We start from the raw sequence: 20,374 nt of genomic DNA, 5'->3' as shown, positions 1-20,374 counted from the left end.
ATGAGAGGTGATAAATGTGAGTATGAATATTAATAAAAAGATCACAATTTTTTTGCTAATGAATCTAGTTATACTGCTTATTTTTACTACTTTTGTTGAGGCAGACACATATGATGTAAGGGATTCAGTACACAATCTATCTGCTACAGGATCAGGAGATATAAAATCATTTGAAGCGGATAATTACTGTCTTTATTGTCATACACCTCATGATGCAGCTCCAATTGAGCCACTATGGAATCATACAATGTCAAAAGAATCTTATACTCTTTATGATAGTTCAACAATTGATGCAACAGATATTGATCAACCAAATGACTCATCCACTTTATGTTTAAGTTGTCATGATGGAACGATTGCTATGGGGGATGTGGTCAATATTCGTTCCGTAGGTAATGAGATGATAACTGATAGTGGCACTGGTAAATTAGGTGATTTAGAAACTTTTTCAGATACAGCTAAAGCTAATTTGGGAGTTAATATTACTGATGATCATCCAATTAGTTTTGTTTATGATAATATATTAGCAGAATCAGATGGCGAATTAGAGGATCCTAATATTGCTTCTAGTGGTTTAGGTGATACTATTAAGAATGATATGTTAGGTGATAATTCTAGACTTCAATGTGCTTCTTGTCATAACCCACATAATAATACTTATGGAGATTTTTTAATTAAAGATAATACTGGTGGTGACTTATGTACTACTTGTCATAATAAGACTGGCTGGACAACCGGAAATGCTCATTACGATGTTGGTGTTACTTGTAATGATTGTCATACGCCTCATAGTGCTGCTCAATCAGCAGGATTAAAAGCATCTACAGAAGAACAGTTATGTTATACGTGTCATGATGATAGTGGTAACCGTTATGATGAATGGACTTCTGTGGTAGACATTGGTAGTGTAATAGATAATGTCAATAATAATGGTGGATCTACACATCCAATAGAAGATTCAAATTTAGCAAGTAGACATTATGCTTTAGAGAATAACGAGCCAAGTACCGAATTGCCAGTTGCTGCTGTTAATAAACATTCAGAATGCTCTGATTGTCATGATCCACACCAAGTAACTTTGAGTAATCCTTTAAAAGGAATACCAGGTTTTGATTTAAGTGGTACTTTAATTACCTCAGTCACTAATAGCTATGAGTTATGTTATAAATGTCATCAAGGGGCTAATGGCCTACAGGAGAGTATAGATAGTGTGAAATATACTTTTGATAATAGAACTAGCACACATGGTAACGGAACTAATGCAGAGAAATGTACTAAATGTCACGGTGGTAATAGTGAAGATATAAGTGGAGAAGCAGTTCACGGTTCAAATGAAGATGGTTTATTAACTGAGCCACAGTTTGTCAATGTAGACAGTCCAAGCACAAGTGATCTTTGTGTAAGCTGTCATGATAATAGCACAGCTAGTGAAGGCCCTCCTAAAATTTATTTTATCAATGCTACTGGGTCACAGCATAATACTAAATGTACAGCTTGTCATGGTGATAGTGTTAATTATAATTCTAATATAAATTACGGTAGCGAAACTGGTGTACCACATGGGTCTAATGTAAGTCAACTCTTAAAGAGTACTCAGCCGGAGGTATGTGTTGATTGTCATAGTAGTAGGTCAGACATGAATAGTGGTCATCCAATGAATATTACCAATGATGGCAGTGTTTATCCGCAGATAGTAAGACCAATAACCTGGACATCAGGTTGTCAGGCTTGTCATACTCAAGATGGTGCTTCGAGTCCTGCACCACATGGTACTGATTATACGAATCTATTAATGATGAGCATTGATCCTACTAATGGCACTTGTGATGATTGTCATGATATGCCAGGTGGTATTCATTCTAAAGGAAGTCATTGGCAATATAGTAATTGTACCAATTGTCATATCGAACAGCCACATATTACAGATGGTGTAGGATATAGTCATAAGGTAGTAGAGGTAGCAGATGGATTTAATAATTCGGAAATTACTTCTTATAGTAAGACAACGACAAATTATAGTTGTGATGCTACATGTCATATGAAGAACCCACGTACGTATTCTCCATAAATTATTATATCAAGTCTACAGGTAATATAGGTAGTTCTTTACTTTTGATTGTTATGCTTATTACAAGAGGTAAGGCTTATAATTAAAAAAAGGGGGGAGTTGATGGCTAAGTTAGATTCTGAAGTTATTAATTCTAAAATTAATAGGTCAATTTTAAAACAAAAGAGAAATAATAATTTGAGATATCATTTGTATTTATCTACTAAACGATTATTAGATATAATTGTTTCTGTGCTTGGTTTAATATTGACTTTACCGATAATGTTAATAGTAGCTATTGCAATTAAGATTGACACCCCTGGACCGATTATATTTAAACAATCAAGGCTTGGTTTAAATGGTGAAGAATTTATAATTTATAAATTTAGATCGATGGTAAAGAATGCAGAGGCAGAAACAGGACCAGTTTGGGCTAAAAAGAATGATCCAAGAATAACTAAAGTAGGTCATTTTATTCGCAAGAGACGTATAGATGAATTACCTCAGTTTTTGAATATATTAAAAGGCGAGATGTCTTTAGTAGGTCCTAGACCAGAACGGCCAGTCTTTATTGATAAATTTAGTAAAAATTATACTGATTTTAGAGATCGATTATTAATTAAACCAGGAATAACAGGATTAGCACAGGTAACAGGAGGGTATGAGCTAAGTCCTCACCAAAAGGTGAGACTAGATATATTCTACATAAAGAAACGAGGATTGCTCTTAGATATTAAGGTATTATTAAAAACGGTATTAATTATTATCTTAGGCAATGGAGCACGATGAATGTTTATTTAAAACCAAATTTTTATTGTTAAAAAGTACTGTAGATTGATTTCAGTACTTTTTTCTTTTGTAAAATACTCAATTATACTTTATTTGGTAGTTAACTCATGTTACAATGAATAAGTAAGAATAGTAGTGAGGTGATTATAATTACAGAATTAAGAGGGAATCTCTCTGGATTAAAAAATAGAACTATTGAAGAGTTAGAAGAACTAACAAATGAGGTATTTTCAAGTTCTGATCTAGTAGATAATAACTTTCTACACAAGATAATTAATAAAATAGAGATAATTGAGCGGAGATTAGCTATTTTAATTAATAGGAGAGGTGAAGTTTTAAGAATTAGAGTTGGAAATTTAACTGAAGAATTCTTTGAAAATATGGCTCAAAGAAGAAGTAACCAAAGATTGAGTGGATTAAGATGTATTTATTTAACTTTTGATCAAGATCTAGATACAAAAACAGATATTCTTTTAAAGGAATATAGGTTAGATTTAGTATTGCATATTAGATTAGATGATTTGCAATCTATTGAAGCTAAGATTCATTATCCACAAGTAAAAAGAGGAGAAATAGTCTTAGGTAGTAAAGTAGAAGGTCCGTTTCAGGTTAAGCAGTTAAATATGATAGATTATCTTACTGAGGTTCAATCTATTGAGGAAAAGTTAAGTAAAGAAGAGGCCATTAAAGTACAAGAGAGAGAAGAAGAAAGGGCTATTTTAGTCGGATTAGAGACTTCTAACAATAAGAGTTTTGTACAAAAAGAGACTCTAGTCGAGTTACGTAGTTTAGTACAAACAGCAGGCTTAAAAGTTGCAGGGGAAGAGATCCAACATAGAGAGCAGCTTGATAGTCGGTATTATATAGGTTATGGGAAAGTGAAAGAATTAAAAGAGTTAAAGTATACCTTAGGAGCCAATGTTATTATCTTTGATCATGAATTGAATCCAGCACAGCAACGGAATTTAGAAGAAGAATTGGAGATTAAGGTGATTGATCGTACTCAGGTAATCCTAGATATCTTTGCTCAACATGCCAATACAAGAGAAGGAAAATTACAGATTGAATTAGCTCAATTAAATTATTTATTGCCAAGGTTAACTGGAAAAGGTGTAGAGTTATCTAGATTAGCTGGAGGTATTGGAACTAGAGGTCCAGGAGAGAGTAAATTAGAGGTTGATAGACGAAGAATTAGAAAAAGAATTAATAATTTAAATAAAAAGATTGATAAAGCTCAAAAGACAAGGTTTACTCAAAGATCTAGACGGAGACTTCCAACTGTATCTTTAGTAGGTTATACTAATGCTGGAAAGTCTACATTATTAAATAAATTAACATCAGCTAATGTTATGGTTAAAGATGAATTATTTGCAACTTTAGATTCTAATACTTGCAAGCTGAAACTGCCGATAGGGAGAGAAATTTTAATCAGTGATACGGTAGGGTTTATTCGTAAGTTGCCTCATCAGTTAATAGCAGCTTTTAGGGCTACTTTAGAAGAAGTAGAGGAATCCGATATTCTATTACATGTAGTTGATGTTAGTCAAGCAGATTATGAAGAAAAGATAGATGCTGTTTTAGAAGTTTTGAGTGAATTAGATGTATTAGAAAAACCAATAGTTACTGTATTGAATAAAATAGACATGATTGATGATAGAGAAAAGATAAAATTAATTAAACAAGAAATTGAAGATAGTTTAGCTATATCAGCAGTTAAAGGAGAAGGAATAGATAAATTATTAGAGAGGATATCAGGTTTGGTTTTAGATACCATGGTTGAAATAGAATTACTTTTGCCTTATTCAGATGCAGGAAGTTTAGATCTTATACATCAGAGTGGGAAAGTAATAGAAGAAGATTATAATAATAAAGGAATCTTCATCAAAGCTAGAGTCAGCCAAGAAATAGCTGATTCAGTTGATGAAGATTATATTGTTTCTATGGAGCCTTTAGTTTAAGTTTTTCTTTTATAGAAGGAAGCATATTCTTTTTCTAAGCCAAAACTATCTGGTTGCAAGAGATATTCAGTATTACCAAGGAAGAGATAACCATCTTTTCGTAAAGCGTTCGTCAATTTCTGGGTAACTTCATCTTTAATCTCTTTAGTAAAGTAGATAAATACATTACGGCAAAGAATTAGATCCCATTGAGAACCATAATTGTCAGTTAAAAGATTATGATGTTTGAATCGAACTTGATGTTTAATTTTAGGATCTAGGATATACTTGTCATCTTCTTCAGAAAAATATTTATTAAGAATTTTAGGTTCTACCTTTTTAACTGAGTTATGATTATATACTCCTTTTTTGGCTTTCTGTATGATTTGGCGGTCAACATCTGTAGCTTGAATTTCGAATCTATTAGGGTTGATATTTAATTCATTTAATATGATGGCTAAGGTATAAGGTTCAGATCCATCGGAACAAGGTGCGCTCCAGATTTTAATCTTCCTTTTTTCTGCTAATAATTCGGGAAATATCTTTTCTTGTAAAAACTTAAAGTTTTTAGGATTACGAAAGAATTCGGAAGTATTAATTGTAAAGTGATTTAAAAAAGCTTTTTTAAATTTAGAGTTTGTCTTTAATTCATTTAAACATTGGTCATAATCTGCAATATTATGCTTATCCATTAGACTATTGATACGTCTTTTAACCCTTTTCATTTTATAGCTACTCAGATCGATATTTACTTTTCTAGAAGCTTTATCCCTAAATTTTTCAAAACTAAGTGTCATGTAGTTACTCCTTTCAAATAAAGATAATTTATCTCTTGATATATGTAATATTTCAGTTTTTATCATTAAAATCCTGCATTTAATAATAAATTAGATATGAACAAGCATTGATATTGTCAAGTAGGAGGTTATAAGAATTGTATATAATCAATTGATATCATAATAAATTATTGGATACTTTTAAATTATAATGTATAATTAATATTAAAGATTAATTATTAGGTATAATTATATTAATAGAAATTAAAGGGGATGATTAAGATTGCCTTAGAAGTCTGTTCATTAGCTAGCGGTAGTTCAGGTAATTCTATATTTATTGCTTCTAATAAAAAGAAGATTTTAATAGATGCAGGATTGAGTGGGAAAAGAGTCTCGGAGAGGTTAGCTGAAATAAATGTAGTAGGAGAAGATTTAGATGCTATCTTTATTACCCATGAGCATAAAGACCATATTAAAGGAGTAGGGATTCTTTCCCGGAGATTTAATCTTCCTATTTATGCTACAGAAAAGACTTGGTCAGCAGCAGAAAAGGATTTAGGAAAGATAAAATCAAAGAATAGATGCTTAATTGATAAAACAGGATTAGAAATAGGGGGTTTAGAAATTAATTCTTTTAGTACTCCCCATGATGCCGTAGATCCTGTTGGTTATACAATTAAAAATAAAGGTAAAAAAATAGCTCTTGCTACAGATATTGGTTGTATGACCCAGGAAATCATTGACAATCTAATAGGCTCTGAAATGGTTATTTTAGAATCTAATCATGATTTAGAAATGTTAAAGGCAGGACCTTATCCATGGCATTTAAAGAAAAGGATTATGGGCAACGAGGGACATCTATCTAATGATGATGCAGCGGCAACAGTAGTTGAACTAGTAGAAAATTCAGTAAAATGTATATTGTTAGCTCACCTTAGCAAAGATAATAATGTGCCAGAATTAGCTCACTTAACAATTAAAAATATGGTGGTCGATGCAGGAATGGAGTTAGGAAGAGATCTTGAATTAGGTTTTGCAGGTCGAGAGCAAGTGAGTAGATTATTTAAAGTAGGTTAGTAGGTTGAATTTTATGGAGGTGAGATTTAAGTATGAGTCCATTTTTTGATGATAATGATCATACTTCTAAATGGTATTCTTATTTTGTGGTGGCTATAGTTGGAATTATAGTGGGGTCATCCTTGGTAACAATTTTAGTATCGGGTTTATTTGCTAATGAAGAGAAGCAAAATTTTCAGGCTAGGCCTCAGGTTCAGAAGCCAGAAGGCACATCACAGGGTAGTACTAAAAACAGTAATTCTATAGTTAATGTTGTTAATCAGGTCGGTCCAGCTATAGTTAAGATTACTACAGTAGAACAGAGATTAACCTATGATTTCTTTTATGGTCCTAAAAAAGAACTTGTAAAAGGTGAAGGATCAGGAGTGATTTTTAGTAAAAAAGGTTATATATTGACTAATAATCATGTTGTAGAAGGTGCTGACCAAATTAAAGTCTTATTGTCTAAAGCAAATAAAGAGCAAAGAGAAATTACAGGAAAAGTAATAGGTAGAGATCCAATTACTGATTTAGCAGTGGTCAAAATCAAAGGTAGAGATGATTTACCGATAGCCCAGTTAGGTAATTCTGATAAATTACAAGTTGGGCAGTTAGTTATTGCTATAGGGAATCCTTTTGGTTTTTCAAATACAGTAACTACTGGTGTAGTTAGTGCTATAGGTAGGAAGCTAGAAATTCAGCAAGGAACAGAATTGACTGACATGATTCAAACAGATGCTGCTATTAACCCTGGAAATAGCGGTGGAGCTTTATTAAATAAAGATGGTAAAGTTATAGGGATTAATACTGCTATTATTCAAGGAGCTCAAGGAATAGGCTTTGCAATTCCTATTAATACTGTCCAAGAGATTGCAGAAGAATTAATTAATGAAGGAAAGATTATTAGGCCGTGGTTAGGGATTTATGGAGTAACGATTAATAAAAGCTTAGCTAGACAATATAGTCTACCACGAGATTCAGGAGTTTTTATTGCTCGGGTAGTAAATGCAAGTCCTTCAGATAAGAGTGGATTACGTAAAGGTGACATAATTACAGAAATTAATGGTGTTAAAATTGAATCTATGAATAGATTGCGTAAGAAGTTAAAAGAATTTAATGTAAATCAAAAGATAAAGGTAGCTTTATATAGAGACAAGAAATTAAAAGTTATAAAAGTAGAATTAGATTCAAGGCCAGCTCCTAAATAAATTAGAAAATCGCAGAGTCTCCAAAAGCTAGCTAATGATTAGCTAGCTTTTGAGTCTTAGTTAAAAATATTTCAGCATAAGGGGGGGAAGCTTATGAAGATTAATGTGATAGCACTGGGAAAATTAAAAAGTGACTATATTCAAGCTGGAGCAGCTGAATTTATTAAAAGATTAAGTAGGTATGCTGATTTAAATATTATTGAATTAAGAGATGAAAGAATAGGTAGTAATCTTAGTAATGCTGAAAAAGATCAGATTAAAAAGAAAGAAGCAAAAAAGATTAAAGAGAAAGTGAGTAATACCTCATATAGTATTGCTTTGGATCCACAAGGAAAGCATATGACTTCGCCAGGATTAGCTAAGTCTATTGGCAATCTGCAGGTTCAAGGATATAGTGAGATAGATTTTATAATCGGAGGGGCTCTAGGATTACATAAAGATATTAATAAGTTAGCTGATTATGTACTTTCTTTTTCTAATATGACATTTACTCATGAAATGATTAGGTTACTTTTATTAGAACAGATATATAGGGCATTTAAGATTATGCGAGGAGAAGAATATCACCGGTAAACATGTTTAAAATTGTACTTTTCAGGAAGAATCACACTCTAACTTGATATATATCACAGAAATTACATAGGTGATTGGATTATAATATAAGTAACATAAGTCGTTGGCCGAGGGAAGAAATGGATAAAAAATGATAAAGAATATTTAGGAGGTATAAAAAATGTTTGGAAAGCTTTTTGGTTCTAATGAAGAGACGAAAGATGAAATGGACATGTTCTGTTATCAATGTGAGCAGACTCCTTCTGGAGGATGTACAAAGGTTGGGGTTTGTGGTAAGAATGAAGATATTGCTAGTTTACAAGATACTGTTATCTTTGGGTTAAAAGGAGTTGCTGCTTACGCTAATCATGCTAGAGAATTAGGTTATACTGACCCAGAAGTTAATGCTACTCTTGAAAAAGGGTTATACTCTACTTTAACAAATGTTAACTTTAATTTAGAAGAGCATATTGATTTAGCATTAGAAGTAGGAGAAGCAACAGTTAAAGTAATGGATTTATTAGATAAAGCTCATACTGATGGTTTAGGAACACCTGAACCAGTAGAGGTATCACAAAATCAAGCAGAAGGTAAATGTATTTTAGTTACAGGACACAACTTACATGCTCTAAAAGAATTATTAGAACAGAGTGAAGGTAAAGGAGTTAATATTTATACTCACTCTGAAATGTTACCAGCACATGGTTATCCAGAATTAAATAAGTATGACCACTTAAAAGGTAATTTAGGTAAGTCGTGGACTGACCAACGAAAGTTATTTGAAGAGTTCCCAGGAGCTATCTTAGGAACTACTAACTGTGTTATGCCGATCAGAGGAGGTTATGCTGATAGATTCTTCTCTTATGATTTAACAGGTTTAGAGGGAGTAACTAAGATTGAAGATGATGACTTCACTCCATTAATCGAAAGAGCATTGGAATTACCAGAAGGTAATATGAATTCTGATGAAACATTGACGACTGGATTCCATCATGAAACTGTATTAAATATTGCTCCTGAGATTATAGATGCAGTTAAAGAAGGTAAGATTAGTAGATTCTTCGTAATTGCTGGATGTGACGCACCAGGTTCTGGTGGAGAGTACTATAGAGAATTAGCTACTTCATTACCAGAGGATTGTGTAATCTTAACAACATCTTGTGGTAAGTTCAGATTTAATGATGTTGATTACGGAACTGTTCCAGGTACAGATATCCCACGATATATTGATCTAGGACAGTGTAATAATTCAGGTTCTGCTGTTAAGATAGCAGTAGCTTTAGCAGAAGCTTTTGACTGTGGAGTAAATGATTTACCATTAAGTATTGTGCTATCTTGGTTTGAACAGAAAGCAGTATCAATTTTATTAGGATTATTCAGTTTAGGTGTTAAAGATATCTATGTTGGACCTAAACCACCTGAATTCTTATCAGGTAATGTTGTAGGAGTATTACAAGATAACTTCAATTTACAATTAACAGGAGATCCACAAGAAGATCTTAAGAAAATGTTAGGCTAAAAAATCCCTTGATTATATATAAATCCCTGAAGCCTCTGCTTGAATTTCAAGCAGAGGCTTTTCTAATTTTTTATCATTTTCTTTTTAAACTTCCTTTAATTTTAAGCTTTTTGCTATAATTCGTATTCTTTAAAGGAAAATTAAGCTTTAGATTGAATATTTGTAATAAGTAGTTAATTTATTTAAGGAGGAAGTAGAGTGAATGAGAATCAAGATCTAATCTTTGCTTTAGATATTGGTACTAGAACTGTAGTTGGAGTTGTGTTTAGTCAACTGCAGGATAAATTAATAATAGAGGACTCGGAGATATTGGAACATCAACAACGTTCGATGTTAGATGGACAGATACATAATGTTGCAGAGGTAACTAATCAAGTTCAAAAAATCAAGACAAGGTTAGAAGATAGATTATCAGTAAAATTAAATCAGGTAGCCATTGCTGCTGCAGGTCGAGCTTTAAAGACAGTCAAAGGTGAGTTTAGTATTAAATTTGAAGGTAATAAAAAAGTTACTGAAGAGGATATAAAGACTTTAGAATTTACTGCTGTACAGAAAGCTCAAGAAGATTTAGTGGCAGTGGATGAGAAACAGTCAAATGGGTATCATTTTGTAGGTTATAGTGTAATTCGTAGTCGACTAGATGGAATGGAAATTAATCATTTAGTAGGTCAACGTGGGACTGAAATAGAAGTAGAATTGGTGGCTACATTTCTACCTAGGGTAGTTGTGGATTCTTTATTAACAGTAATTAAACAATCTGATTTAGAAGTGGAGCATTTAACTTTAGAGCCGATTGCTGCTTCCAACCTACTAATTCCTCAGCAAATGCATGGGTTTAATCTTGCGTTAGTAGATATCGGTGCTGGGACTTCAGATATAGCAGTAACCGAAGATGGAGCCATAATAGGTTATGCTATGGTACCAGTAGCTGGAGATGAAATAACTGAAGCTATCTGTAATGCATATATGGTAGATTATCGTACAGCAGAGAGGATTAAAAGGTCATTATTAGATAAAGAAGTAGTTGAAATCAAGGATATTTTGGATCAAAAAATAGAGATCCCTACTCAGGAAGTTTTGACTAAGATTGATTCTAAAGTTGAGCATTTAGCAGAATTAATTGCTGAGGAGATTATGAACTTAAATGAACAGGAGCCCCAAGCAGTTATCTGTTTTGGTGGAGGTAGTCTTTCACCTTTATTGAGAGATAAGTTGGCCCAGACTTTAGAGATGCCGATTAATCGGGTCGGAATTAAGAGTAGTCAAGATTCTGAACAAATTGAAGGAAATATTGAAGAGTTGCCTGTGATTCAAGCCATAACTCCTTTGGGGATTGGATTAAGTAGTTATCATAATCAGAATCAAGCTAATTTTTTAGATGTAAAAGTTAATGGAGAGTTGGTTCACCTCTTTACTCTATCTGAACCTGAAATATCTGATGCTCTCTTAGCAGCTGAGATTGATCTTAGAGAATTAGAACCATCTCTTGGATTAGCTTTGACTGTAGAGGTAAAGGATGAAGTAAAAGTAATCCCTGGAGAAACGGGAACTCCTGGAGAGCTTTTACTTAATGGAGAAGTAGCAAGCTTAGATACACAAATTGAAAATGAAGATGAAATTCAAGTCGAATTTGGAGAAGAGAGTCGTCAAGGGCAGGGCGTTATAGAAGATGTAGTGCCAAAGTTAGAATCTAAAGAAATAATTATCAACGGTGAGCCGATAGTATTAGAACCCAAGTATTATTTAGATGATGAATTAGTTGAGCTAGACACGCCTCTTAATGACCGTGCTCAAATAGATTATAGAGAAGTTGAGACTGTTGGGGATGTTATTCAGCAAGTTTGGGATATTCCTCTTCATCTACTTCAAGATAAGAAGATAAGATATTTAATTAATGGAGAAGAAAAAGAATATAACTTTAGTAATTATCAAGTAAAATTAAATGATAAAGAAGTTAATTTGGATACGAGAGTTAGTTCAGACGATAATTTATTTTTTAAAAAATTTAAAAAATCTAATCAGCATACTTTAACAGTAAAAGATGCTTTAGAAAATGTTAATATTAATTCTGAATTAAAGATTATACTAAATGGCAGGGAATTAGAGATTCCTATTAAAGGGTTTGAGTTACTAAAGAATGGTATAGAAACGACTTTTGATACGGAAATTGTTTCTGGAGATAAAATTACTTATCAAGCAGGAGAGTTGATAATTGAACAGGTTTTAGACCATATTAATTATAATCTATCAGAGCGCAATAGAGAAAAGATGGTACTTAAAAAGAATGGAGTAGAAGTTGAATTAGATGATATAGTAACTCAGGGTGATAAAATAGATATTTATTTATCTAAGCGATTAGCTAATAAAAAATAGAAATTAAAATAATTATTTATGATAAATTTAAATTTAAAAGAAGGTCATACGATATTTACGCCGAATACAATTATATGAAGCAATGTAAATATATGTAATTAGGGATTGTTAATATAGAAAGCCAATAAAGCCCGATTTTATTTGTATTTACTGTAGTTTGTGAAGCAATACACATTATATAAAAATTAATTATTTATAAGCTAAAAGTAATATAAAGGTTGAAACTCAAATATAAATATATTAAGTGGAAATGTAGAAGAAAAGTATAAGATTAGGGAGTTGACAGAAATGTTTACCTATTTATCTCAAAAACGGGTATGGATCTTAGGCCTAAATGTATTTATCATTTCCATTCTATTTTCATTTGCCGGATTGGCTGAGGAGATACCTGTTAGACATGAGTTTAATATTAAGATGGCTGGAAATGAGGAATTAAATCGCCCAGCAGATGTAGAGGTAGCTAACAATGGTGAAATTTTTGTTTTGGATACTGTCAATAATCAAATAGTAGTTTATGACCACCAAGGAAGCTTTTTAAGGAAATTTGGTGATTATGGAGATGATCCTGGAGAATTTAAAACACCTTTGGCTTTAGCAATCAATAATCAAGATCAGATTTATGTAGTAGATACTGAAAATCATCGGATTCAAGTTTTAGATAAGGACGGGAAATATCTTTTTGAATTTGGTGAAGAGGGTAGCGCTAAAGGTGAACTTGAACGTCCTATTGGGATAACGATTGGTAAGCAAGGACTAGTATATGTCACAGATCTTAAGAATCATCGGATCCAAGTATTTACTCAAAAAGGTAAGTTTATATGTCAAATTGGAGAATATGGGAGAGATGAGGGTCAATTTAAATATCCTGTAGGTTTGATAACAGATCCAGAATCAAATGATTTATATGTTATAGACACTCTTAATTTTCGTGTACAGATGTTTGAACAAGAGAATAAGAATACATGGAAGTTTGATGAGACTTTTGGGCAAGCAGGTAATAAGGAAGGGTCTTTTGCTCGACCTAAAGATATTGCTATCGATAATCAAGGTCGAATATATATTACAGATAGCTTTTTAGGTTTGGTTCAAGTACTTGATGATGATGGAGAATTTATATTTAAGATTGGAGGTGAGACTAAAAAACCATTATTTGCACAGGCGCTTGGGATTTTTATTGATAATAGGGATAATCGTTTATATGTCACTGATCGAGGGCATAACCAAATTCAAGTCTACAAGATTACAGATGTAGAATAGTTGATAATTAATAAGGAGGAGTGATAGTGAGGAGATTAATTATATTTTTATTTATAATTATACTTATTTTTAATGTCGTACCTTTATTTGCGAGTCAACCTAAATCTGTAGGTCATCCATTGAATGGTTGTTCAAGTTGTCATGTTCCCCATGGTGCTGGGGGAGATAGTTTATGGCCTTTTGCACCTCAATTGAAGACTAAAGAAGGTACAGAATTATCTTCAATTACTGCTTTATGTTATAGTTGTCATGATGGAACTATTACTAATAAAGGGAAGCATTTCTTTGAAAAGGATGGAAGTACTCATCCGATAGGAATCAAACCATCTAATTTAGTTAATATTCCAGATAATTATTCTGTAGATTCAGAAGGACGAATGACTTGTGCTACTTGTCACAATCCTCATAAGTCTAATACAAAGAATTATTTAAGGATTTCAAATAAAGGTGGAGCTCTTTGTTTATCCTGTCATCAAAATAAAGGGGAATAATTTAAAGAATTAAGTAGTTAACTACTTAATTCTCTTTTTTTATGTAAAAAATCGGAGATAAATTAAGTATTTGCAGGAAATTTTAAACAAATATCGAAATTTTAAATATAAGAGGATATAAGGGAGGGGAAGGCGACATGAAAAAACAGAATTTAACACTAAATGAATATATACCAATTGAAACTACATATTATGGTCGAAAGTGGTATTTTATAATAGTTAGCCTAGGCCTTTTTTTAGTTTCACATGATCCTCAGATATATGATAAGCTCTTTTGGTTAATTCTTTTTACATTGGTAATAGGTCACTTTATATCTTATTGGTTCATGGATAAATTAAAGCAAAATAATGATTATAATATCTTATGGTATTTTTCTTTTATAATAGACTTAAGTCTTGTAGGGTTGTTCATAGCATATTCAGGTGGTTTAAAGAGTCGTTTTATAATAGCTTATGGGATTTTGATGGTTAATGCTGGAGTTGTAAGACCTAATTTAAAAGAAGTGATTTTGAATGGGATTTTAGGACATATCTCTTTTGTAGTTACTCTCTTATTATATTATAAAGATTGGACCTTTTATATTACTGGTGATTTTTGGGTTGAATGTTTATTAATTAGTGGAATATTTATTAATGTTGCATTGGCTACTCAAGTTATTCAACAGCAAAAATGTCAATTAGAAGAGGCTAAAAAGGATGTAGAAGAGTTAGCAAGTGATTTGCAAAAATCGAATAAAGAGTTAGAAGAGCTATCCTATACAGATGAAACAACAGGAATACATAATCACCGGTATTTTCAGGAACAGCTTAAAGATGATATAGAACGTTGTAAACGCTATGATTATCCCTTATCTATCTTAATGCTAGATTTAGATAATTTTAAAGTGCATAATGACACTTTTGGACATCCACACGGAGATCAAATATTGGCTAAAATAGCACAGATTTTAAAAGATAATATCAGAGGAAATGATGTAGCTGCTCGCTATGGTGGAGATGAATTTTCCATTATTTTAATTCATGCAGGAGAAAAGACTGCCTTAAAGATTGGAGAAAGAGTAAGACAAGCAGTAGCAAGCCATAAATTTAAAGGAGAAGAGGAGCTAAATACAACTTTGACTACTTCTATTGGACTAGCTGTTTATCCTCAGGATACAGATTCAATGTGTGAGTTAGTTAATCGAGCGGACCAGGCTCTTTATAAAGCTAAGGCACAAGGGAAGAATATTCTTAAGTCTTATTCACAAATAAGAAGCACTAATTATAATGGTGGTGATCAAGATGCTAAAACAGGCTAAGAGAGTTTTAGAAAGTTTAATTAAATCACGAATAAACATGAAGGATATACATTGTAAATGTTTCTTTTGGATATTAAACTTTATTTTCTTACTCATTTTAGCAAACGGTAGTTTATCGACTTCTATAATAAAACAATTACTACTATTATTAGGTTTGAATATTATTTTATTAACTTATTATTATTTTAGTTGTAGAATGAATTGTAGTCATACAGCTTATAAAGATCAAATTATCCAATGTATTTCTTTTGCTTTAGATTTATCTTTTGTGTCAGTTTTAATTTTCCATTCAGGTGGTTTAAAAAGCCCTTTCATATTAGCTTATGTTTTATTATTAGTTAGTGCAGGTGCCAAACGTCATAGAATTTCAGAAGTAATTCCAACTGGTATCACTGGCTATGTAATATATACAATTACATTATATCTTTATTATAAAAGTTTTAGCTTTTATTTTACTCCAAAGTTCTGGATACAATCATTATTATTAGGTGGGGTATTTATTAATGTAGTAGGTGTCACCTGGGTACTAAATAATCAGACGCAGCAACTTAGAAATGCTAAGGAAGAAGCTGAAAATTTAGCTAAAGATTTAACTGAAAGAAATGAAGAATTAGAGCGTCTTTCAATTACTGATATGGTGACTGAATTATATAATTTCAAATACTTTAATGAGCGTTTAAAAGAGGAGTTTCAAAAAGCTAAAGAAGGTAATTATAAGTTGGGTTTAATTAAAATTGATTTAGATGATTTTAAAGAATATAATGATTATGTAGGTATGCAGCAAGGAGATGAAGCTTTATATCAAACTGGAAAGATATTAAAAGAATTGACTAGGGATAGTGATATAGTAACTAGGTTAGGAGATGACGAGTTTGGTATAATAATGATAGATATTACAGAAGATTCAAGTAAAAAGCTTGCAAGGGAAATTAGAGAAAAAGTTTATGACTATCAATATAAAGGAGAAGAAAATCTGACATCAGGGGTATTAACGGCTTCTTTAGGATTAGCTATTTATTATGGAAATATTAATTATAGTGAAGAGTTAATTGATAAAGTAAATGAAGCATTATATAAAGTAAAACTTTCACATAAAAATAATATTAGAGTGTATACTTCAGTCTTTGAAGATTTAAAGAAAGAATTAGATGCAGCTGAGGGAATCACTTCAAATATGATTAATACTTTAAGGATCTTATTAACAATAATTAATGCAAGAGATCGATATACATATGGACATTCAGAAAGAGTAATGAAATATGCGTTAGCAATTGGAAAAGAAATGTCTTTAGATGAAGGGGTATTACAGAGGTTAAGATATGCTGCTTTTTTACATGATATTGGTAAGATAGATATTGGCCATGATGTTTTAAATAAGAAAGGAAGACTAAATGATACTGAATGGGATTTAATCAAAAATCATCCTACTTTTGGTGTTAATATTATAGAACCGTTAGAGGGATTAGATGATATTATTCCAGCGGTTATGTATCATCATGAACGATATGACGGAATGGGTTACCCGGAAGGATTAAAAGGTAATAAGATTCCATTATTAGCTAGAATTTTAGCTGTAGCTGATAGTTTTGATGCTATGACGACTAATCGACCATATCGCGCTGCTTTTGATTGTAAAGAGGCAATACAAGAGCTAGAATCTGAAAAAGGAGAACAGTTTGATCCTAATATAGTAGATGCTTTTAAGGAAGTAGTCAACCAAGTTTACGAGAATGCAAAACTTTGTGTCTCTTAATATATCTAGATATTCAAATAATAAAGGAAATTAAAATATTCTATTGAATATACGTAATATATACGGAAATTTTATAGTTAAAAGAGGGGATTTAATTGAAAAAAAGCAATTTATTATTAATCTGTTTGTTGATTATGATTATAATAACTTTATTTTCGCAGTTAGGTTTTGCTGAGGGGAATTCTGATCGTTGTAAACGGTGTCATGATGAAATAAAGGAGAATTGGGAAGAATCAACTCATGAAGCAAGAGGAATTGATTGTTTATCATGTCATCAAACAAATATGAAAGTACAGCAACCTAAGGAACAACTTTGTATTAGCTGTCATAGTGCTGATAGTAAACAAACTAAAGAAAAAACAAGAATGCCACAACAGGAAATGGTTAAAGGCACAGGTGGTTTTGGAATAAAAGAATCGGCACCTAGTCTTATGTATGCTAGCGGTGTTGCATGTATAGACTGTCATATGCCCAAAGAGCATGATCATATTTTTGAAATTGACACAAATGAAGATGAACCAGTTGCTTGTATTTCTTGTCATACAGGTTTTCAATTAAATGATATGCAAAGGCAGATAGATAGATGGCAAAAAGAGACTAATAATTTAATGAAAAAAGTTGAAAAACTTTTAAAGGAAAAGAAAGTATTAAGGAATCGGAAGTTATACCAAAGAGCTGAGTTTAATTATAAATTTATTAAACAAGATGGTAGTGAAGGAGTGCATAATCCTGAGTATACTCAAGAATTATTAGAGGTTACTTATCAAATGTTAAAAAAGCTTTAAATTAATTAGCTGATTTTTAAGACCAGTTTATAGCTGGTCTTTTTTATATTTAGCAAGGAGTCTGGCCATTATACTAGAAATAATAAATAGAATTCAAAAGTTAGCATAGAATAGAATTGAGTCATCAAAATAATTAAAGATTTAATATGAAAGGAGTAATTATATGCCTTCATTTTTAGATATTGATAAGGATTTGCATCTAACTGATTTGGTAGATGTAGATATCCTACAACAAATCCAAGATAGATTTTCTGAAGCTACAGGATTAGCAGCTATTATAGTTGATCAGGAAGGTGTCTCTGTAACTCAGCCTAGTAAATTTTCTAAAATTTGTTCTTTAGTTAGGGGGACCGATGAAGGAGAGAAGTCTTGTTTAAAGTATTCTATTTCTTTAGAAACTAAGTTAAAGGGTGAACCATCAGTATATCATTGTCATATGGGGTTTATAGATTTAATAGCCCCAATAGTAGTAGCAGATGAATGTTTTGGTTCAGTAAAATGTGGTCAAATTTTACCTAAGGAACCAGATGATAAAATGATTAATCAAATTGGCAAACGTATGAATAATTTAGGAATTGAAGATGTGGATGTAGAGGAACTACTACAGGAGATGAATCTCGTTCCTCAAGCCAAAATTAATGCTGCTGCTGATTTATTATCTCTTTTAGCTAATTATATTGTGGAGATGGGCGCTACAACGTTAATTCAAAAACAGTTGCACCTTAAGAATTATCAATTAATGCAGGAAATTAATAATAGAATAGAGGTAGAGAAGAATTTACAACAGGCTGAATTGAAGGCTTTACAATCACAGATGAACCCACATTTTTTATTTAATAGTTTAAATGTTATAGCTAGATTAGCATATCTAGAAGGGGCAGATGAAACTAAGGAAATGGTACATTCTCTTTCAGACCTTTTACGTTATAGTTTGCGTAGAGAGGAGATAGTTACTTTAAGAGAAGAACTAAAGTACATTAAGGATTATATTAAGATTCAAAAAGCTAGATTTGGTGAAAAAATGGAATTTACTATTGATGTAGATAGCTCTCTATTTAGGTATAAGATTCCGTTTATGAGTTTACAACCTCTTGTAGAGAATGCTATTATTCATGGTTTAGAACCTAAGGGTGAAGATGAAATAATTAAAATTTTAAGTGAGGAAGACGATGATAAATTAACTATAAAAATTATAGATAATGGTATAGGTATTGAAGAAGATAAGATTCAAGAAATTATTGAATGTAGAGAAAGGAAGGTAACAGAGACTCATACTTCTGGTATGGGAATTAATAATGTTCATCAACGATTACAGCACTATTACGGCCCTAAATATGGAGTAAAAATTTATAGTGATAAAGGTAAAGGAACAGAGGTTCATATCTCATTCCCAAAGTTACTAGAAGCTAGGGGTGATGGCGATGTATAGAGTATTAATTGCTGATGATGAATATTTAGAAAGAGAAGTAATGAAGAAAGTAATTACTGAGGAGGTAAAAGAACTAAGATTAATAGGAGAAGCTAGTGATGGAGAAGAGGCATTGGAAGTGGTTAAAGCAGAAAGACCAGATATAATTTTAATGGATATTAAGATGCCCAATTTAGATGGATTAGAGGCAACTAAAGAGATTATTGAATTTTATCCTGGAACTAAGATAATAATGATAACAGCTTATAATGAATTCGATTATGCTCAACGAGCCATAAAATATGGAGCTGTAGATTATTTATTAAAGCCAGTCAAGCTTGAAAAGATAGTTGAAGTATTGAAATGTTTAATAATAAAGATTGAGGAAGAGAAACTTTATAATCAATTAGTAAAGCAAAGTCATGATGATTCAGAGGAGAGTGCTAGCTTTCATAAAGAATTCTTCGCTAAAGAAAAGAAATTATTCGAGTTGGTTAAAGAGGGCGAAGTTGATAAGATAGAAAAATTTGTAGAGCGCTTATTAAATATAATACGCACAAAAGATTATTCATTAGTAAAATTTAAAATTAGAATTATTGAATTTTTAGTTTCGCTTTCTAGAACAATTAATCAAGAAGCAGAAATAGAAATATGTCATTTTTATTTTGATGAATTAATTAGTGAATCTGCCGAAATTAATTCAGTAGATCGATTTGCTGAATGGGTAAAAGATAAGCTTAAAATAGTTGTAGATAAAGTTTCAAAAGCTTATGATGAGATCGATGATAATGTAATTAAAAAGGCTACAAACTATATTCATAATCATTATAATCAAGATTTGACATTAAAGAAAGTAGCTAAAGTAGTTCACTTAAATAAATCTTATTTAAGTCACCTTTTTAAAGAGGAAATGGAAGAAAGTTTTACTAATTATTTGACACAAGTCAGATTAAAAAAAGCGAAGGAAATCTTGAAAAAATCTAAAGATAATATTACTGATGTGGCTAATCAAGTAGGATACCAAAATGCTAATTACTTTAGTCAAGTATTTAAAAAAGAATTTAATTTAACTCCGACTCAGTATCGTAAACAGGATAAATAATATGTGATCTATTTTATATAACT

Annotated in this window: 16 protein-coding genes; 15 read left to right on the top strand and 1 reads right to left on the bottom strand. The window is 31.6% G+C overall.

What is annotated here, in order from left to right; all coding sequences use genetic code 11:
* Positions 1-22 precede the first annotated feature (22 nt).
* The 3 genes from B5D41_RS05055 (at position 23) to hflX (ending at position 4,794) form a co-directional block, all read left to right on the top strand.
* The gene (locus B5D41_RS05055) at positions 23-2,068 is read left to right on the top strand and encodes a cytochrome c3 family protein (RefSeq protein WP_078809526.1); all 2,046 of its coding nucleotides are present in this window, start codon (positions 23-25) and stop codon (positions 2,066-2,068) included.
* A 102-nt stretch (positions 2,069-2,170) separates the two neighbouring features.
* Positions 2,171-2,836 (top strand): sugar transferase, encoded by a 666-nt coding sequence (locus tag B5D41_RS05050; protein WP_078809525.1) that lies wholly within the window; start codon positions 2,171-2,173, stop codon positions 2,834-2,836.
* A gap of 140 nt (positions 2,837-2,976) precedes the next feature.
* Complete coding sequence (hflX, locus tag B5D41_RS05045) at positions 2,977-4,794, top strand: GTPase HflX (protein ID WP_078809524.1); 1,818 nt, start codon at positions 2,977-2,979, stop codon at positions 4,792-4,794.
* Here the strand turns inward: hflX and B5D41_RS05040 are convergent.
* Positions 4,791-5,570, bottom strand: a complete 780-nt coding sequence (locus B5D41_RS05040; RefSeq protein ID WP_078809523.1) for a CheR family methyltransferase — start codon at positions 5,568-5,570, stop codon at positions 4,791-4,793. The genes hflX and B5D41_RS05040 overlap by 4 nt on opposite strands.
* Positions 5,571-5,822: 252 nt before the next feature.
* On the opposite strand from B5D41_RS05040, the gene B5D41_RS05035 reads away from it, so the two are divergent.
* The 12 genes from B5D41_RS05035 to B5D41_RS04980 all read left to right on the top strand — a co-directional run bounded on the left by B5D41_RS05035 (position 5,823) and on the right by B5D41_RS04980 (position 20,351).
* Complete coding sequence (locus B5D41_RS05035) at positions 5,823-6,626, top strand: MBL fold metallo-hydrolase (RefSeq protein WP_078809522.1); 804 nt, start codon at positions 5,823-5,825, stop codon at positions 6,624-6,626.
* Between the two features lie 32 nt (positions 6,627-6,658).
* A complete protein-coding gene (locus B5D41_RS05030; protein WP_078809521.1) occupies positions 6,659-7,813 on the top strand; it encodes a S1C family serine protease in 1,155 nt (384 codons plus the stop codon).
* Positions 7,814-7,906: 93 nt separating this feature from the next.
* Positions 7,907-8,386 (top strand): 23S rRNA (pseudouridine(1915)-N(3))-methyltransferase RlmH, encoded by a 480-nt coding sequence (gene rlmH / locus B5D41_RS05025; protein WP_078809520.1) that lies wholly within the window; start codon positions 7,907-7,909, stop codon positions 8,384-8,386.
* Positions 8,387-8,597: 211 nt separating this feature from the next.
* Entirely contained in the window at positions 8,598-9,884 is a 1,287-nt protein-coding gene (gene hcp, locus B5D41_RS05020; RefSeq protein ID WP_078809543.1) for a hydroxylamine reductase, read from the top strand.
* Positions 9,885-10,082: 198 nt separating this feature from the next.
* Positions 10,083-12,257, top strand: a complete 2,175-nt coding sequence (locus tag B5D41_RS05015; RefSeq protein WP_078809519.1) for a cell division protein FtsA — start codon at positions 10,083-10,085, stop codon at positions 12,255-12,257.
* Between the two features lie 288 nt (positions 12,258-12,545).
* Positions 12,546-13,514 carry an NHL repeat-containing protein gene (locus B5D41_RS05010; RefSeq protein WP_078809518.1) on the top strand — a complete coding sequence of 323 codons (969 nt, stop codon included), beginning with the start codon at positions 12,546-12,548 and terminating at the stop codon, positions 13,512-13,514.
* Positions 13,515-13,540: 26 nt separating this feature from the next.
* Positions 13,541-14,005 (top strand): cytochrome c3 family protein, encoded by a 465-nt coding sequence (locus tag B5D41_RS05005; protein ID WP_159442891.1) that lies wholly within the window; start codon positions 13,541-13,543, stop codon positions 14,003-14,005.
* A gap of 137 nt (positions 14,006-14,142) precedes the next feature.
* Positions 14,143-15,303 carry a GGDEF domain-containing protein gene (locus B5D41_RS05000; RefSeq protein ID WP_078809517.1) on the top strand — a complete coding sequence of 387 codons (1,161 nt, stop codon included), beginning with the start codon at positions 14,143-14,145 and terminating at the stop codon, positions 15,301-15,303.
* On the top strand, positions 15,287-17,056 hold the full coding sequence (locus tag B5D41_RS04995; protein ID WP_159442890.1) for a bifunctional diguanylate cyclase/phosphohydrolase: 1,770 nt from the start codon (positions 15,287-15,289) through the stop codon (positions 17,054-17,056). Before B5D41_RS05000 ends, B5D41_RS04995 begins: the two co-directional genes overlap by 17 nt.
* Positions 17,057-17,151: 95 nt before the next feature.
* Positions 17,152-17,841 (top strand): ammonia-forming cytochrome c nitrite reductase subunit c552, encoded by a 690-nt coding sequence (locus tag B5D41_RS04990; protein WP_078809515.1) that lies wholly within the window; start codon positions 17,152-17,154, stop codon positions 17,839-17,841.
* A 163-nt stretch (positions 17,842-18,004) separates the two neighbouring features.
* Positions 18,005-19,270 (top strand): sensor histidine kinase, encoded by a 1,266-nt coding sequence (locus tag B5D41_RS04985; RefSeq protein WP_078809514.1) that lies wholly within the window; start codon positions 18,005-18,007, stop codon positions 19,268-19,270.
* Positions 19,263-20,351: a response regulator transcription factor gene (locus B5D41_RS04980; RefSeq protein WP_159442889.1), complete on the top strand. Its 1,089-nt coding sequence runs from the start codon at positions 19,263-19,265 to the stop codon at positions 20,349-20,351. The genes B5D41_RS04985 and B5D41_RS04980 overlap by 8 nt, the downstream gene beginning before the upstream one ends.
* Positions 20,352-20,374 lie beyond the last annotated feature (23 nt).

This window comes from Selenihalanaerobacter shriftii, from assembly GCF_900167185.1.
GTDB lineage: Bacteria > Bacillota > Halanaerobiia > Halobacteroidales > Acetohalobiaceae > Selenihalanaerobacter > Selenihalanaerobacter shriftii.
Note: the sequence above shows the minus strand (reverse complement) of the source record. Positions and strands in the feature narration are given on the sequence as shown.

Bases quoted from the DNA above. Each gene is read 5' to 3' on its own strand.
- B5D41_RS05055 (WP_078809526.1), top strand. From the start codon at position 23: ATGAATATTAATAAAAAGATCACAATTTTTTTGCTAATGAATCTAGTT.
- B5D41_RS05050 (WP_078809525.1), top strand. From the start codon at position 2,171: ATGGCTAAGTTAGATTCTGAAGTTATTAATTCTAAAATTAATAGGTCA.
- B5D41_RS05040 (WP_078809523.1), bottom strand. From the start codon at position 5,570: ATGACACTTAGTTTTGAAAAATTTAGGGATAAAGCTTCTAGAAAAGTA.
- B5D41_RS05035 (WP_078809522.1), top strand. From the start codon at position 5,823: ATGATTAAGATTGCCTTAGAAGTCTGTTCATTAGCTAGCGGTAGTTCA.
- B5D41_RS05030 (WP_078809521.1), top strand. From the start codon at position 6,659: ATGAGTCCATTTTTTGATGATAATGATCATACTTCTAAATGGTATTCT.
- rlmH (WP_078809520.1), top strand. From the start codon at position 7,907: ATGAAGATTAATGTGATAGCACTGGGAAAATTAAAAAGTGACTATATT.
- hcp (WP_078809543.1), top strand. From the start codon at position 8,598: ATGTTCTGTTATCAATGTGAGCAGACTCCTTCTGGAGGATGTACAAAG.
- B5D41_RS05010 (WP_078809518.1), top strand. From the start codon at position 12,546: ATGTTTACCTATTTATCTCAAAAACGGGTATGGATCTTAGGCCTAAAT.
- B5D41_RS05000 (WP_078809517.1), top strand. From the start codon at position 14,143: ATGAAAAAACAGAATTTAACACTAAATGAATATATACCAATTGAAACT.
- B5D41_RS04995 (WP_159442890.1), top strand. From the start codon at position 15,287: ATGCTAAAACAGGCTAAGAGAGTTTTAGAAAGTTTAATTAAATCACGA.
- B5D41_RS04985 (WP_078809514.1), top strand. From the start codon at position 18,005: ATGCCTTCATTTTTAGATATTGATAAGGATTTGCATCTAACTGATTTG.
- B5D41_RS04980 (WP_159442889.1), top strand. From the start codon at position 19,263: ATGTATAGAGTATTAATTGCTGATGATGAATATTTAGAAAGAGAAGTA.